At 37.3% G+C, this 16,706-nt stretch carries 12 protein-coding genes; 7 read left to right on the forward strand and 5 right to left on the reverse strand.

Annotated elements, in window-relative coordinates:
- Positions 1-184: 184 nt before the first annotated feature.
- Genes GFO_RS15655 through GFO_RS15665 form a run of 3 tightly spaced genes read right to left on the reverse strand, consistent with a single transcriptional unit; the run spans position 185 to position 4,633 of the window.
- On the reverse strand, positions 185-2,074 hold the full coding sequence (locus GFO_RS15655; RefSeq protein WP_011711162.1) for a M1 family metallopeptidase: 1,890 nt from the start codon (positions 2,072-2,074) through the stop codon (positions 185-187).
- Between the two features lies 1 nt (position 2,075).
- The gene (locus GFO_RS15660; protein WP_011711163.1) at positions 2,076-3,761 is read right to left on the reverse strand and encodes a S8 family peptidase; all 1,686 of its coding nucleotides are present in this window, start codon (positions 3,759-3,761) and stop codon (positions 2,076-2,078) included.
- An 8-nt stretch (positions 3,762-3,769) separates the two neighbouring features.
- Positions 3,770-4,633 (reverse strand): MBL fold metallo-hydrolase, encoded by an 864-nt coding sequence (locus tag GFO_RS15665; RefSeq protein ID WP_041250415.1) that lies wholly within the window; start codon positions 4,631-4,633, stop codon positions 3,770-3,772.
- 163 nt (positions 4,634-4,796) lie between these two features.
- On the opposite strand from GFO_RS15665, the gene GFO_RS15670 reads away from it, so the two are divergent.
- The gene (locus GFO_RS15670) at positions 4,797-6,665 is read left to right on the forward strand and encodes a cation:proton antiporter (RefSeq protein ID WP_011711165.1); all 1,869 of its coding nucleotides are present in this window, start codon (positions 4,797-4,799) and stop codon (positions 6,663-6,665) included.
- A 239-nt stretch (positions 6,666-6,904) separates the two neighbouring features.
- Here GFO_RS15670 and GFO_RS15675 read toward each other — a convergent pair whose 3' ends face one another.
- Positions 6,905-7,663, reverse strand: a complete 759-nt coding sequence (locus tag GFO_RS15675) for a YebC/PmpR family DNA-binding transcriptional regulator (protein WP_011711166.1) — start codon at positions 7,661-7,663, stop codon at positions 6,905-6,907.
- Between the two features lie 165 nt (positions 7,664-7,828).
- On the opposite strand from GFO_RS15675, the gene GFO_RS15680 reads away from it, so the two are divergent.
- Entirely contained in the window at positions 7,829-8,185 is a 357-nt protein-coding gene (locus tag GFO_RS15680) for a four helix bundle protein (protein ID WP_011711167.1), read from the forward strand.
- A 38-nt stretch (positions 8,186-8,223) separates the two neighbouring features.
- On the opposite strand, the gene lepA is transcribed toward GFO_RS15680, so the two are convergent.
- Complete coding sequence (lepA, locus tag GFO_RS15685; RefSeq protein WP_011711168.1) at positions 8,224-10,020, reverse strand: translation elongation factor 4; 1,797 nt, start codon at positions 10,018-10,020, stop codon at positions 8,224-8,226.
- A gap of 298 nt (positions 10,021-10,318) precedes the next feature.
- On the opposite strand from lepA, the gene GFO_RS15690 reads away from it, so the two are divergent.
- The 5 genes from GFO_RS15690 (at position 10,319) to GFO_RS15710 (ending at position 16,591) form a co-directional block, all read left to right on the forward strand.
- Positions 10,319-11,596 (forward strand): sugar MFS transporter, encoded by a 1,278-nt coding sequence (locus tag GFO_RS15690; RefSeq protein ID WP_011711169.1) that lies wholly within the window; start codon positions 10,319-10,321, stop codon positions 11,594-11,596.
- A 104-nt stretch (positions 11,597-11,700) separates the two neighbouring features.
- The gene (murQ, locus tag GFO_RS15695; RefSeq protein WP_011711170.1) at positions 11,701-12,525 is read left to right on the forward strand and encodes an N-acetylmuramic acid 6-phosphate etherase; all 825 of its coding nucleotides are present in this window, start codon (positions 11,701-11,703) and stop codon (positions 12,523-12,525) included.
- Positions 12,526-12,581: 56 nt separating this feature from the next.
- Positions 12,582-14,147, forward strand: coding sequence for a glycoside hydrolase family 10-like protein (locus GFO_RS15700; protein ID WP_148264703.1), 1,566 nt, complete (start codon positions 12,582-12,584; stop codon positions 14,145-14,147).
- A 187-nt stretch (positions 14,148-14,334) separates the two neighbouring features.
- Entirely contained in the window at positions 14,335-15,354 is a 1,020-nt protein-coding gene (locus GFO_RS15705; RefSeq protein WP_011711172.1) for a dipeptide epimerase, read from the forward strand.
- A gap of 13 nt (positions 15,355-15,367) precedes the next feature.
- Positions 15,368-16,591 (forward strand): C40 family peptidase, encoded by a 1,224-nt coding sequence (locus tag GFO_RS15710; RefSeq protein WP_011711173.1) that lies wholly within the window; start codon positions 15,368-15,370, stop codon positions 16,589-16,591.
- Positions 16,592-16,706 lie beyond the last annotated feature (115 nt).

The following is a 16,706-nucleotide window of genomic DNA, read 5'->3' on the forward strand; positions in this document are numbered from 1 at the left end:
TCAAAAGTAAGCATCCTGTAAATAAAAGAAGCTGTCTAAAAAGTCCTTATTTCGTCAAGCTGAACTTGTTTCAGCTTCTAATTGATTTTTAATTTTCAATTAGTAAAGATCCTGAAATAAATTCAGGACGACGTTTTGACTTCTTAGACAGCTTCCTTGAAAATTACAATCCTAGGAACTAAAATTAGTTTTCTGAAGCGGTATTTTTAGTTTCACCCCAGGTATTGTTATCTCTGTTAATATCTGCCATTAATTTTGAAGAATCAATTTCTATGGAAGTGATCTTGTCTTCTGAAGCAGGAATTTCAAGCTCGTAGGTAGGGAATCCCCATGCCCAGTCTTCTTTAACTGTTCGTTTAGTTCCTTCTTCAGCAGGTTTTTCCCATCTCATCATTTGTAACGGGATATAAAAAGTCTCTTTATTACCATCTGCATAGGTCACATCAACTTCTACAGGCATTGGCATCATACCATTTCTCTGTAAATTTACTTTCGTCATTTCTCCCTCGCTTTCAACAGAGCCTATAGCATAATCAATAGTATTCGTGGTTTGCGTCCAATCCTGAAGATACCAGTCAAGTTCTGCACCAGATACTTTTTCAGCAATTCTTATAAAATCGTTTGGAGTTGGATGCTTGAATTTCCACTCGTCATAATAACGATTAAGTGTTTTGTCTAAATTTTCTTTCCCAATAACATACCCAAGCTGCGCAAGAAAAACCGCCCCTTTTGAGTAAGCTGAAGCTCCATAAAGGCCATTCATCGCGTAACGATCTGCATGTGTGGTTTGTGGCTGTTCTTTACCAGAATTGGCAAGATAACCATAACCTCTGTACGATCCGGTATGAGGATTTTCGGCATTGGTTCCCATCACTACATTTTCAGCTTCAGAAGAGATATACGAAGTAAAACCTTCATCCATCCATTCATTAATACTTTCGTTAGTAGCCATTAGATGTTGAAACCAGGCATGAGCCATCTCGTGAGCAGTAACGCCAACAAGACTTCCAAAAGAACGTTCACCGGTAATTAAAGTAAGCATAGCGTACTCCATACCACCATCACCACCTTGTACTACAGAATATTGATCCCAGGGATAAGGCCCGATATTTTCATTGAAATAGGTAAGTAATTCAGCAGTTTTTGGCTGAAGATTTTTCCAGTTTTCTTTTATTTCTTCATTGTCTTTATAAAGGAAATGTAAAACAGTTCCATCTTCGGCAACCAAAGTATCATGAATATATTCCGGATCTGCGGCCCAGGTAAAATCATGAACTTTAGGAGCTTTAAAATGCCAGGTATGCTTGTCTCCTTTGGTCTTTTTTACTTTAGTTCCTTCTTTTTCATATCCATGACCAATTTCCTGTGGATTCTGAAGATATCCTGTACTTCCGATGGTATAATCTTTATCAATGCTAATTTTCACATCAAAATCTCCCCATACACCTTGAAATTCACGGGCGATGTAAGAATCTGCATGCCAGCCCTGAAAATCATATTCGGCTAATTTAGGATACCACTGGCTCATGGATAATGCTACACCTTCTGCACTATTTCTACCAGATCTTCTAATTTGCTCCGGCACCTGACCTTCAAATTCCATATTGAAAGTTGTTTTATCTCCCGGTAATATAGGCTTAGCAAGTTCTACTTCCAGTACCGTTCCCACCTCTTCGTATTGAAGTTCAGATCCGTTTTGGGTTAAAGAGTTTACTCTTAAATAACCAATTTGTTCAGGAGAAAGTCCGGTGATCCTGCTAACTATTTCAGGATTTTCCTTAGTTCCCTTGTTCATAGTCATTCTACCATCTGGATCTGGTACGCTTTCCAACCTGGCATTCATTTCACTATCTGGTTGGAAGGCATTAAAATATAGATGATAAAACACTCTATTCAAGGTATCGGGGGAATTATTGGTATATACTAATTCCTGAGTTCCGGTATATTTAAAATTTTCAACATTCATATCTACCTCCATTGTGTAATCAACATGCTGTTGCCAATAAGAAGCAGTATTCTGGGCTTGTAAGAACCCGGTTGTAATCATTAAAAAGTTTAAAAGTATTTTCTTCATTTTAATTGTTTTTCGAGATTTGATCGGCTAAAATTAGTGCATTATAAAGGTTTGCCATCTTTCCAGAAGTAGACAAACTCTCAAATTTCTTCGTATTGTTGGTATCTCCTCCTACGATTACGCTTGCTTTCGTGGTAAGACCGCTGTCCATGATCACTTGCTTTACCTGAGGAGCAGTAAGCTGCGGATAATAACCTCTTATAATGGCTGCAATTCCTGCGACTGCCGGTGAAGCCATAGAAGTTCCCTGTAAATACTCATACGTATTGTTTGGAGTGGTAGACCATATTTTGGTTCCCGGTGCAAATACGTCAACATTAGATTTTCCGTAGTTGGAGAAATCGGAAACCAGCCCTGAACCGTATTCATAATTTAATGCACCAACACTTAGAAAATTATCAGCAATTTCAGTACTGTTTTCAGGATCCTGGTCATTTGGATATACTCTTTTCTTATCCAGATCAATCCCTTCATTTCCGGCCGCATTTACTATAAGCACATCATTTTCAGCAGCATATTTAATGGCATCAATTACCCATTCAGGATTTGGGGAGAAATATTTACCAAAACTGGTATTTATCACTTTAGCTCCATTATCTACCGCATATCTAATCCCTAAAGCGATATCCTTATCATACTCATCACCATCTGGCACTGCTCTTACCACAAGGATTTTTGCGTTATTAGAAACACCTTTTAAACCAATATTATTTGAGCGATCTGCTGCAATAATACCGGCAACGTGAGTACCGTGCTTTACATCTTCCTTCTTTGGATCCGGACCGGAAACTTCATTGTTACCGTAATCTGTATCTGTGATATCATAAGGATCATCCCCTACTTTCGCCCGTCCATCTAATTTCATATTGAAATGTGTGGCAAGACGATTTTTATAGTAATCTATAGCCTCTTCCAGTTCTGTAAGTGCTTCCGGAATATTTTCATTTACATTATACTGAATTTGGGAAAGGATAGATTTATACTGAGTCATCTGTTGAGATTGTGGTCTAAAATCTGAAAGTTGCTCTTTTGTATAATCCTCGGTTCCTAATTCTGCTGAAACCGCCTCGTGTGCAGCCGATATCTGCCCTTGAATTTGAACATATTGTTCACGTGTATCTATAGCTTCAGCATATTCTTTGTCATATTCTGCCTTAGCAGCCTTGTACAGATTAAATTCTTCACGATCTGCGGTGCTAATACTACTTTCAGCTTTACCATCATATTTAGGCTGCAAACGCTTGTATATGCGGGTATACTCCATATTCTCTTCCACAGCATCCCCTAAAAAGTTCCATCCGTGGATATCGTCAATATACCCATTGTTATCATCATCTTTACCATTCCCTGGAATTTCGTCTTCATTATGCCAGATCACGGATTTTAGATCTTCATGCTCAATATCTACACCGCTATCTACCACTCCAACAATTACCGGAGAGGGTTTATTATTTCTAATGATTTCGGCATAAGCCTTATTAACACTCATTCCAGGAATGGTATCATTAACAAGATCGGCGTTTGTCCAATCCTTAAGTTGAGCATCAGAAAGATCCCGCACCTTTAAAGGAATAGAATCTATATTACTAACCGGTGTTGAAACTATTCTAGGAGCAGTACTGCTACAACCGGTAATAATTCCGGCTGCAATTAGGGATAGAAAGGGTTTAAAAAAAGGAATTTTCATGTTCTATTTTAGTTAAATAATTCGTTGAAAGTATGTGTTCTATCTAGTCTCACACCTTTTTCCGTATTCTTTAAGGTTATAATTTCATTGTGAGCATCGTGCTCCATAAATAAATAATAATTTTCGTCTGCTGCGGTTTCCAGAAATTTCTTTTTTTCCGGTAAGGTTAGCAAAGGTCTTGTATCAAACCCCATCACATAAGGCAAAGGGATATGACCTGCTGTAGGCAGGAGATCTGCCATAAAAACAAGTTTTTTTCCTTTATAATCTATATGCGGGATCATTTGCTTGTCTGTGTGTCCATCTACAAATAATACGCCAAAACCAAGATTTTCAATGTTGCTAAAGCTTTTATCTTCCTCTTTTTCAATGAAATGTAATTTTCCGCTTTGTTCCATAGGAATAATATTTTCCTTCAGAAAAGAAGCCTTTTCCCGGTCATTAGGTTGGGTTGCCCAAAGCCAGTGGTCTTTATTGCTCCAAAAACGTGCGTTTTTGAAAGCAGGTTCGTAACCTGTTCGATCTTTATTCCACTGAATACTTCCACCACAATGATCAAAATGAAGGTGGGTCATGAAAATATCGGTAATATCATCCCGGTGAAAGCCATATTTTTTCAAAGATTTATCTATGCTATGATCGCCCCACTGGTAATAATAAGTGAAGAATTTTTCACTCTGCTTATCTCCCATCCCGGTATCTATGAGCATGAGCCTGTCTCCATCCTCAATAAGTAAACAGCGTGCTGCAATGTCTATCATATTATTAGAATCTGCCGGATTTGTTCTTGTCCAGAGACTTTTTGGAACCACACCAAACATAGCTCCACCATCAAGTTTGAAATTTCCCGCTTCAATAGGATATAGTTTCATTGCATTTTTTTTTAAATTACTCGCAAAATAGAAAATCTTATAGCTTTTTCGAATTATTTTCACTTCATTTAACAACATCTTTTTATTGAAAGCCTTGGGATAATAAGCTTTCAGAGTTAAACATTTTTAATATTTTTAGCTCCTAGAAGTAAACGACGAACTTATGATTGAATTAGCAGGAATAGTTATTTTGGGTATTTTGGCTCAGTGGTTGGCATGGAGATTTAAAATTCCTGCAATTCTACCGCTTATACTTATAGGGCTTGCGGTTGGGCCACTTTCTACATTTTTCACTGTAGATGGATCTAAATTAATAGAACCTATTTGGGATGGAGACAGGGGATTGTTTCCAGGGCAGAGCCTGTTTTATTTTGTATCCCTTGCTATTGGAATCATTCTTTTTGAAGGCGGACTTACCCTTAGAAAAGGTGAAATTTTAAACGTAGGCCCCGTAATATTAAAGCTAATAACCATCGCAGTTATAGTTACATTTTTTGGTGCAGGGGTGGCCGCTTATCTTATTTTCGATCTAAGCTGGCAAATTAGTTTTCTGTTCGCAGCATTGATCATTGTTACAGGACCTACTGTGATAACGCCAATTCTTAGAAATATACCTTTGAAAAAAGATATTTCTGCAATTCTTAAATGGGAGGGAATTCTAATTGATCCCATTGGAGCACTGGTTGCGGTATTGATGTTTGAATTTATAAGTGCGGGAACAGGAACTGAATTTACCGAAACCGCTTTAATGGAATTTGGGAAAATTGTGCTTTTTGGATTCACTTTTGGATTCACCTTTGCCCATGCCCTGGCTTTTGCAATAAAAAAGAATGTGATTCCGCATTATCTATTGAATGTACTTACACTGGCAACGGTTCTGGGAGTTTTTGTGCTGGCAGATCTTTTTGCCCATGAAAGCGGACTATTGGCTGTGGTAGTAATGGGTATGGTGATGGGTAACATCAATCTGCCAAACCTAAAAGAGCTTCTTTATTTTAAAGAATCTTTGAGTGTACTCTTGATTTCCATTCTTTTCATTCTGCTGGCAGCGAATATCAACGTGGAAGATCTATTGTTGGTTTATGATATAAAAGCTTTGATCCTCTTCGCAACCGTAGTACTTGTGGTAAGACCTTTAGGGGTATTCGTAAGTAGCATAGGTTCCTCATTAAAAACCAATGAAAAATTATTTATTAGCTGGGTAGGTCCTCGTGGTATTGTTGCTGCAGGTATCGCTTCCCTATTCGGATTGGAACTGGCAAATCAGGGAGTTCCGGGAGCTGAATATATTACTCCGCTTGTATTTATGATAGTACTGGGAACGGTACTACTAAATGCGACTACAGCAAGACTTTTTGCACAATTGGTTGGAGTTTTCCTGAAGAATTCTCAGGGAATTTTAATTATTGGTGCTTCCACAATTTCCAGGTTGATCGGTGCTTATTTAAAGAAAAATAAAAGACACGTTGTTTTGGTTGATAGCAACGGATCTAATATTCGTAAGGCCAGAGAACTTGGTTTGGACGCGATCCAGGAAAATGTATATTCAGATGATCTTATCAATAATATTGAATTAAGTGATGTAGGATATCTTATGGCACTTACCGGAAATACGGAGGTTAATACAAATGCTATAGAAAAATTCAGAAAGCATTTTGGCGAAAATGGTTCTTTTAGGGTGGTATCTTCAGACGAGATGTATGATCCTGAAAATAATCCAAAGGAAGGTTTATTTTCTCAAACAGATGACTATATAAAACTAACGAATCTTGCCAGGAAATATCCTTCTATCCATGAGATGGAACTTAACTCAAAAGAGCATTACGAAGGTTTGATAGAAATTAGTAAGACCGATCCCGATATCATCCCGCTTTTTGTGAAAAATAACGAAGGGGAATTGAGTATTATTCCATCAAATAGTATGGATGTTGAAATTGAAGAAGGCTTTTTAATTGTATATCTAGGGAAGCAAATGGAACCCGGAGATAGCGATGAGAAGGAAAATATCGAAGAAAATATAGAGAAGGATTAATTTATTCCTTTGAGTTATACATATAAGAACTGTTGATATAGGATCTTTACACAGGACTTTTGAACGAAAATACTGTAATAACAACACATACTTCTTGGAAGTATTACCCCCATGACTATCCTACAAGATTTAAAAAACCTTGTAGGTCTGAAAATTCAGAATATACCTACAAGGTCTGACAGACCTTACAGGAAGTCGGTACCAAATTGAGAAAGAAGAAGTTAAGTACATAACTCAAATTATTCTTTTTCCATCTCCAGAATTAATTCATCTGTAATTTCAAGATTATGGTAGACATTTTGAACGTCATCATCATCTTCGAACTTTTCAACCAGGTCTAAGATCTTTTGTGCATCTTCTACAGGAAGTTCTACCGTATTTAATGGAATGCGCTGTACTTCTGAATTTTTTGATTCTATTTCAAGATCTTCGAGTTTAGAAGACATTAGTCCGAAATCGGTAAAAGCTGTGTATATGGTGAGATAATCATCTTCCTTTTCAAACTTACTAGCACCACCTTCGATCAATTCTAATTCAAGCTCTTCAAGATCCATTTCAATATTTTCTTTTTCCAGAACGAACACTCCCTTTTTATCAAAAAGGAATTCCAGAGATCCGTTAGTTCCTAGACTCCCGTTATTCTTAGAAAATATAGAGCGTATGGAGGCTACGGTTCTATTGGTGTTATCGGTAGTGCATTCTACAAAAATGGCAATTCCGTTAGGCCCGTAACCTTCAAAAGTTACCGTTTCATAATTATCAGCATCGGCACCACTCGCCTTTTTAATAGCACGTTCAATAGTATCTTTGGGCATGTTCACACCCTTGGCATTTTGAATAGCATTTCTTAGCGATGGATTGGTTTCTGAATCATCGCTTCCACCCTCTTTTACAGCAACGGTAATTTCCTTGATCGCTCTGGTAAATTGCTTAGCCCTTTTCTTATCCTGTGCTCCTTTTCTGTGCTTTATATTCGCCCATTTGCTATGTCCGGCCATAAGTTAGTATTTAGTCTTTAGTTCGTAGTCAGTAGATTTTCTACCAGTTTTAAATTAAAAATTTGAGATAATTACAAAGTTATAAAAATGCAATCATGAAGAAAATTGCTTATACGACTATTGAAAATGAATAGTTTAGACTAGTTTTATTTAAGATTGTAAAAGATGGAAAAGTTCAATTTTGAAGAATTAAAGGTGTATCAAAAGTCTTTAATGTTAATTGATGAGGTATATAAACAAACCAGACATTTTCCAAAAGAGGAAATTTATGGACTAACTTCTCAATTTCGAAGAGCAGCCTCTTCTATTGCTTTGAATATATCAGAGGGAGCAGGTAGTACAAATCCTGAATTTCGGAGATATTTACAAATTGCATTGAATTCTGTAAAAGAATGCGTTGTGTGCGTTGAAATAGCCAAACGGCAATCATTTATTAAGAAAGATGACTATGATAAATTCAGAAATAACTTAGCTGAATTATCGAAAATGATAACTTCTCTTATGAAATACCTAAATAAATAAAATTTTCTAAAGACTTTATACTACAGTCTAACGACCAATTAGTCATTTAACTTAAGAACCGCCATAAAGGCTTCTTGCGGAATTTCTACATTCCCCACCTGGCGCATACGTTTTTTACCTTTTTTCTGCTTTTCCAGAAGCTTTCTCTTACGAGAGATATCACCACCATAACATTTTGCGGTAACGTCTTTTCTAAGCGCTTTTACAGTCTCTCTGGCAATTATTTTCGCTCCAATAGCCGCTTGAATAGGAATATCAAACTGCTGTCTCGGGATCAATTCTTTCAGTTTTTCACACATTTTCTTACCAATATCGTAAGCATTATCTACGTGTAATAAGGCTGAAAGCGCATCAACAATATTGGCATTTAGAAGAACATCAACTTTCACCAGTTTAGACTCGCGAAGACCAATTGGTGTATAATCAAAGGATGCATATCCGCGGGAAACAGTCTTTAATCTGTCATAGAAATCGAAAACAATTTCAGCTAAAGGCATGTCAAAAGTTAGTTCAACTCTTTCTGTCGTTAGATAAGTTTGGTTTGTGATCTCTCCCCTTTTCTCAATACAAAGCCCCATAACATTCCCAACATAATCTGCTTTTGTAATGATGGTTGCTTTGATAAAAGGTTCTTCTACTCTATTTAAACTTGAAGGTTCCGGAAGATCTGATGGATTATTTACCAAAATCACATCATCCGGATTTTTGTTGGTATACGCGTGATAGGATACGTTAGGAACCGTAGTGATCACGGTCATATCAAATTCACGTTCCAGTCTTTCCTGAATAATTTCCAGGTGAAGCATTCCAAGGAATCCACATCTAAAACCAAATCCAAGTGCGGCAGAACTTTCAGGAAGAAACACCAGCGAAGCATCATTCAGCTGAAGTTTTTCCATCGAAGATCTTAAGTCTTCATAATCTTCAGTATCTACAGGGTAAATTCCGGCGAAAACCATTGGCTTTACGTCCTCAAACCCGGCAACAGCTTCGGTAGTAGGGTTTACTGCGCTGGTAATCGTATCACCTACTTTCACCTCGCGTGCATCCTTAATTCCGGTAATCAAATATCCAACATCCCCTGTTTTGATCTCTTTCCTCGGAAATTGTTTTAACCGAAGTGTTCCTACTTCATCTGCATCATAAGTTTTTCCGGTAGCAACAAATTTAATTTTCTCCCCCTTTTTAATAGAACCATTAATGACCCTAAAATAGGTTTCCACTCCTCTAAAAGGATTGTAAACCGAGTCAAAGATCAGTGCTCTTAAAGGAGCATCCACTTTTCCACTTGGAGCAGGAACGCGATTAATGATAGCATCCAGAATTTCCTTAATTCCCAGTCCGGTTTTTGCACTGGCAGGAATAACTTCAGAAGGATCACATCCTAAAAGATCTACAATATCATCGGTAACTTCTTCAGGATTTGCACTTGGAAGATCTACTTTATTAAGTACGGGAATGATTTCCAGGTCGTTTTCCAAAGCCAGGTAAAGGTTTGAAATGGTCTGAGCCTGTATACTTTGTGCTGCATCAACTACCAAAAGAGCTCCTTCACAGGCAGCAATAGAACGGGAAACTTCATAAGAAAAATCCACATGTCCGGGAGTATCGATGAGATTCAATACAAATTCTTCGCCTTCATGAACGTAATCCATTTGAATGGCATGGGATTTAATGGTAATCCCACGTTCACGCTCAAGATCCATACTATCCAGGAGTTGTTCCTGTTTTTCCCTTTCGGTCACAGCACCGGTAAAATCGAGTAATCGATCTGCCAGCGTACTCTTCCCGTGATCTATATGAGCAATTATGCAAAAGTTTCGAATATTCTTCATCTTCAAATTTCACAGTTAATTAATATAAATAACTAACTTATTTAAGTTTGCAAATATAGTTTATTTGTATCTCTTCAGAGAATAAATCGGGTAGGACAATCTTTTCTTCTTAGATTGGTGAATCATTTGGAAAATTATAGATCTTTCAGATAGAATTAAAAAAAGCTTTTGACTATATAAAAACAATATATATACTTTGTTAGAAGCCATTTTTGTTTTGCGTAAATAGACATTGACAGATATCCTTTCAAAAGCTTATAAATTTTAGTTTTAGCATAAATTTTATTCTCAAACCAATATGGCAAAATCAGTTAAAGAAGAAAAAGCAAACGGCAGTACCACTCGTTCCATAATTATTATTGGGGCATTATTTTTTATTTTCGGATTTGTTACCTGGCTAAATTCTCTCTTGATTCCATATCTGGAGATTGCTTGTGAATTGACCAAATTCCAGTCATTTTTCGTGACTTTTGCCTTTTATATCGCCTATGTAGTCATGGCGCCTATCTCCACCAGAACCTTAAATAAATTAGGATTTAAAAAAGGAATGTCTGTAGCGCTGGTCATAATGGCCTTTGGAGCCTTATTATTTATTCCGGCAGCTATTACCAGAACTTATTTGTTGTTTTTAACTGGTTTATTTATTATGGGTAGCGGACTGGCAATTCTACAAACAGCTTCCAATCCTTATGTAACGATTGTGGGTCCTGCAGAAAGTGCTGCAAAACGAATAAGTATCATGGGGATTTGCAATAAACTTGCTGGCGCCATTGCTCCTATTTTGATAGGATTTTTTTTACAGCTGGAAAAAGCAGATGAGCTGCAATCTGACGTAGCAAATTTGACTACCGCAGAAAGAATTAATGAATTAAATGAAATGGCACTGCGGGTTATTCCACCTTATATTGGAATTATTATAGTCTTATTGCTTTTAGCACTATGGGTTTATAAATCCAGCCTGCCGGAAATAGATACCGATGAAGAGGACGACACACTATCTTCAACAAATGCATCCAAAAAAAGTGTTTTTGATTTTCCACATGTGGTCTTAGGAGTCATTACACTTTTTATCTATGTAGGGGCAGAGGTTATTGCAGTAGATACCATTATTAGCTATGGTGATTCCCTGGGAATTCCTCTTACCACGGCAAAGTATTTTGTCACAGGAACGATGGTTTCTATGGTGGTAGGTTATATTATTGGGATTGTAAGCATTCCTAAATATATCAAACAGGAAAATGCTTTAAGGGTTTCGGCTGTTTTGGGGATACTATTTTCTATAATTGCCATTTTTACCGAAGGCTATGTTTCCCTTGCCTTTATAGCTTTATTGGGGCTGGCAAATTCATTGATGTGGCCAGCAATTTGGCCATTGGCCTTGGCTGATGTTGGTAGGTTTACCAAAGCAGCATCCTCGTTACTGGTGATGGGAATTGCCGGCGGAGCTATAATTCCACTTGCTTATGGTGCTTTAGCTGAAAACTGGAATCCACAGGAAGCCTATTGGGTATTAATTCCCTGCTACTTATTCATATTATATTTTGCAGTTTCGGGGTATAAAATTAGAAGAGCATAAGATGTTATTTTCTATTCGGAAATCTATTATGAAAAAGAAAATGAAGTTTGTTTTTATACTATGAGATAATTTAAAAGCAAAAAAGCTTTTGAAAAAGAAATAAGATGAATAAAAAAAGTCCTGATACCGAAAAAGTTTCAAATTACGATTATCTGGAAAAGATGAACACTTTTGAATTACTTTCCAACATCAATAAAGAAGACCATACTATTGCAGAAAATGTAAAAAAACAGATCCCTTCTATTGAAAAACTGGTAGATGAAATCATACCTAGAATTGATTCTGGAGGAAGATTATTTTACATTGGAGCGGGTACTAGTGGTAGGTTGGGAGTTTTAGATGCATCAGAATGTCCTCCTACTTTTGGGGTAAGCCCGGGGATTGTAATTGGCCTTATAGCAGGTGGGGATACTGCCCTGAGAAATGCCGTGGAAAATGCTGAAGATGATACGAATCAGGCATGGAAAGATCTTCAGGAATATGATATTTCAGAAAAAGATGTGCTTGTAGGGATTGCAGCTTCAGGAACTACACCTTATGTTATTGGCGGAATTAAAGATGCTCGCAATAATGGCATCATTACCGGCTGTATTACCTGTAGTTCCGGGAGCCCGTTGGCTGAAGCTTCAGAATATCCCATTGAAGTGGTTACAGGTCCAGAATTTGTTACCGGAAGTACCAGAATGAAGGCAGGAACTGCTCAAAAATTGGTGCTGAACATGATTTCTACTTCAGTTATGATCAAATTGGGACGGGTTAAGGGCAATAAAATGGTAGATATGCAGCTCTCTAATGATAAACTGGTGGGACGTGGTATTAGAATGATCATGGAAGACCTGAATATTGAAAAAGAACAGGCCGAAAAATTGCTATTAGAGCATAAGAGTGTTAGAAAGGTGCTGGATGCTCACAAAAACGAAAGAAATTAATGCGGAAAGATTGTTGCTTATCAAATCACTTCAGAATACCAATTTTTATCCTGTTGATGCTATTTCTAAATGCCTGTAAATCCACTAAGGTAGCTCCACCAAAACCTGTTGAGCCACAGGTGGAGGAAGAAAAATCAGAGCAAAATGTAGATCAGGTTCCGGAAGTAGAAGAACCGGAAGCATCTTCAGAAAATAAGATAGTTGAACCACCCATTGATATTGAAGAATTTAGAGGAGCCTGGATAGCCACCGTTGCAAATATTAACTGGCCTAGCAAAAACAATCTTTCTACTGAAGCTCAGAAAGCCGAAGCTATTGAAATGCTGGATTTTCTAGAGAACCATAATTTCAATGCTGTAATTTTGCAAGTAAGACCACAGGCAGATGCTCTTTACGATAGTGAAATTGAACCCTGGTCTTACTTTCTAACTGGAAAAAGTGGAAAAGCACCACAGCCATATTATGATCCCTTGAAATTCTGGATTGAAGAAGCTCATAATCGGGGATTGGAATTACACGTATGGCTAAATCCTTATAGGGCACATCATACAACTGGAAAGGAAATAGGGGAGAAGTCTATTGTTAAAACCAACCCAGAACTGGTGATGGAATTAAAAAATGGAATGTGGTGGATGGATCCGGGGAGTAGTAAGGTTCAGGATCATTCAGCAGCTGTGGTCATGGATATTGTAAAAAGATATGATATTGATGCGGTTCATTTTGACGATTACTTTTATCCATATGCTTCTTATAACGGTAAAAAAGACTTCCCCGACGAAAAAAGTTGGGAGAAGTATGTGAATAGTGGCGGAGAACTTTCCAGGGGAGATTGGAGAAGGAAAAATGTAAACGATTTTATTGAAAGGATCGCCGAGGAGATTAAAGCTGAAAAGTCTTTCGTAAAATTTGGAATTAGTCCATTTGGAATCTGGAGACCGGGATTTCCAAAGGGAATTAGTGGTATGGATCAATATGAAGAACTCTATGCCGATGCTAAATTATGGCTGAATAAAGGCTGGATAGATTATTTCACCCCGCAGTTATATTGGCCAACAAGACAGATAGGACAGAGTTTCCCCGTGCTTCTTGGTTGGTGGGAATCTGAAAATGTAGTAGGCCGTCATGTATGGCCTGGAATAAACCTTGGTTTGGAAGATAAAGAAGAGAATAAAGGAGAGATCGCCTCTCAAATCCTTATTTCAAGAGGTATATTAAGAGATAATCCAGGAACAGTTCACTGGAATATTGGTCCACTTATGAAAAATGACAGACTTGCGAAATCTTTAATAAATGGGCCTTATGATCGCAATGCAACTGTTCCCGCAAGTCCATGGTTAGATTCTGAAGTACCCAATACTCCAGAATTTGAACTTAAAAATTTAGAGGATGCTATTCAGTTAAACTGGATTAAAAATGAGTCGGATAAAGCATTTCGGAGCGTAGTGTATTACCGTTATGAGAATTCTGGCTGGGAGTTTAAAATTTTAAATTTAAATTCAGGAAAATTAGAGATCCCTAAATTAAATTCAGGAGAAAAAAAGCTTGAAAAAATTGGTGTGACCGCAGTGGATAGATTGGGAAATCAAAGTGACTTTGAAGAAATAGACATAAAAAATAAGTAGATGAGTTCTTAAGTATATTTTATGTCACATTGAGCGCAGTCGAAATGTCTTTTATTAATCCTTCGACTGCGCTCAGGATGACAAAATTTATAGTAGGTGTTGAACCGGACAAGCATTTTTATTATTTTGTTTGTTGTTAGTAATTCTGTATATAACAAGTATAGGGAATGAATTTGAATAGCTTTAGATGGAAATAAAATACAGATCATTTAATCTTGAACTGAAGAACACCTTTACCATAAGTCATGGTTCGCGAGATTTTCAGCCAACGCTTATTGTAATTCTATCTGATGGAGAATTTACCGGCTATGGTGAAGCTGCCGCTACAGTTTATTACGGAGTTTCAGTGGAAAAAATGATTGCTTCCATCAAATCTGTAGAACCAATTATTGCTGAAAATATTCATCGCACGCCAGAAGAATTATGGGAATTAACATTTCCGCATTTAAGAGACGATCCATTTGCTCAATGCGCCCTGGATATCGCCATGCACGATCTCCATGGGAAAAGAAACGAACTCCCTCTTTATAAAATGTGGGGACTGGATATTTCTAATGTGCCCTTAACCAATTATACCATTGGGATAGATACGGTAGATACTATGGTGCGGAAGATTAAAGAGTTTCCCTGGCCACTATATAAAATAAAATTGGGTACTAATAAAGATGTAGCCATTGTCAAAGAACTTCGAAAACATACAAATTCGGTATTTAGGTTGGATGCGAATGCGGCCTGGACATTAGAGCAGGCGATTGAAAACAGTATTATTTTGAAAGAACTAAATGTAGAATTCCTGGAACAGCCTTTAAAGCCAGGAGATGTAGAAGGAATGAAAGATCTTTATAAAAAAACTTCACTTCCGCTGATTGCAGATGAAAGTTGCATTTTAGAAGGCGATGTAGAAAAATGTGCTCCATTTTTTCATGGCGTGAACATAAAACTTACCAAAGCCGGGGGAATTACACCGGGGAGAAGAATGATAAAAAAGGCACGTAAACTTGGATTAAAAGTGATGGTAGGTTGTATGACGGAATCTACGATTTCAATGTCGGCGATTGGCCAGCTATTACCAATGCTGGATTATGTAGATATGGATGGTGCCATGCTTATTCGTAATGATATTGCAGATGGGGTAAAGATTTATAATAAAAAAGTACATTTTCCCGATAGAAACGGAACCGGTGCAAAATTGTTTAATTTTGAATAAAACTTTGGATATCATGAAAATGAAGTTGAATTATATGGCCATAGTGGCTTTTTTGGTATTTATGTCCTGTGAAGAAAAAGCTGAAAAGGATACTACTAATGAAGCAGATGCTTTTATTTCACAAGTAAGTGAAGAATATGCTCCAGATAGTCGGGTAGCGCTTTTTGATGTTGAGGCAGTAAAAAAAGATCAATCTTATATTCTGAAGGGAGAATCTAACCTGCCTGCTGCGGTGGAAGGTCTGAAACAAAAGATGACCGCGCAAAATCTGAAATTTACCGATAGTATAAGAATGCTTCCCGATAATGAAGGTTTGGAAGACAAAACGATGGGGGTGGTAAAAATTTCTGTAGCGAATTTAAGAGACGAACCAAAACATTCAGCTCAACTGGTGACACAGGCTACCTTGGGAATGCCTTTAAAAGTTTACAAAAAACAGGGAGGCTGGTATTATATCCAGACTCCAGATGGTTATCTGGGCTGGGTAGACTACGGCGGAATTGCCAATAAAACTAAAGAAGAGTTTTCAGAATGGAAATCTTCTGAAAAGCTAATTTATCTAAAACCTTTTGGGAGTTCACATGAGAAACCAGATAACAACTCTCAAAGTGTTACAGATCTTGTTGCAGGAGATATTTTAGAGCTTTTAAGCGAAGAAAATGGTTTTTTTAAGGCAATTTATCCTGATGGGAGAGAAGCCTTTATAGCGAAAGCAGAAGCGCAACCTTATCAAAACTGGCTTTCTTCCCTTGACATGCAAAAAGAAGATCTTGTTGAAACTTCCAAAAAACTGATGGGTCTGCCATATTTATGGGGAGGAACTTCGCCAAAAGGAGTAGATTGTAGTGGCTTTACGAAAACGGTATATTTTCTAAACGGGATGGTAATTCCCAGAGATGCTTCCCAGCAGATACACACAGGTAAACTGGTAGATTCCACAAAAAGTTTTGAAAATCTTATTCCCGGAGATCTTTTATTCTTCGGAAGACCAGCAACAGATTCAACTTCAGAACGAGTGATACATGTAGGAATGTGGATTGGAGAGAATCGGTTTATCCATTCCATGGGGGATGTTCATGTAAGTACTATGGACACCACCGCTTCAGATTTTGACGAGTATAATTACAATCGTTATCTGCGTACTAAAAGAGTTTTTAATGAGACCGATGATCAACTAATTTACCTGAAACAGAAAGATATTTTCACAGATGCTAATTCAGAAGTAGTATCAGAATAACCTTATTTGGTTAAAGTAGATAGTTAATAAGTTGGCAGGAATTCTCATACTAAATGGAATAGATATTTTAATTTTTCAAATTCAATAGCATTTGACTTCATTTAGTAATAGCGAC

The organism is Christiangramia forsetii KT0803, from assembly GCF_000060345.1.
Classification (GTDB): Bacteria; Bacteroidota; Bacteroidia; order Flavobacteriales; family Flavobacteriaceae; genus Christiangramia; species Christiangramia forsetii.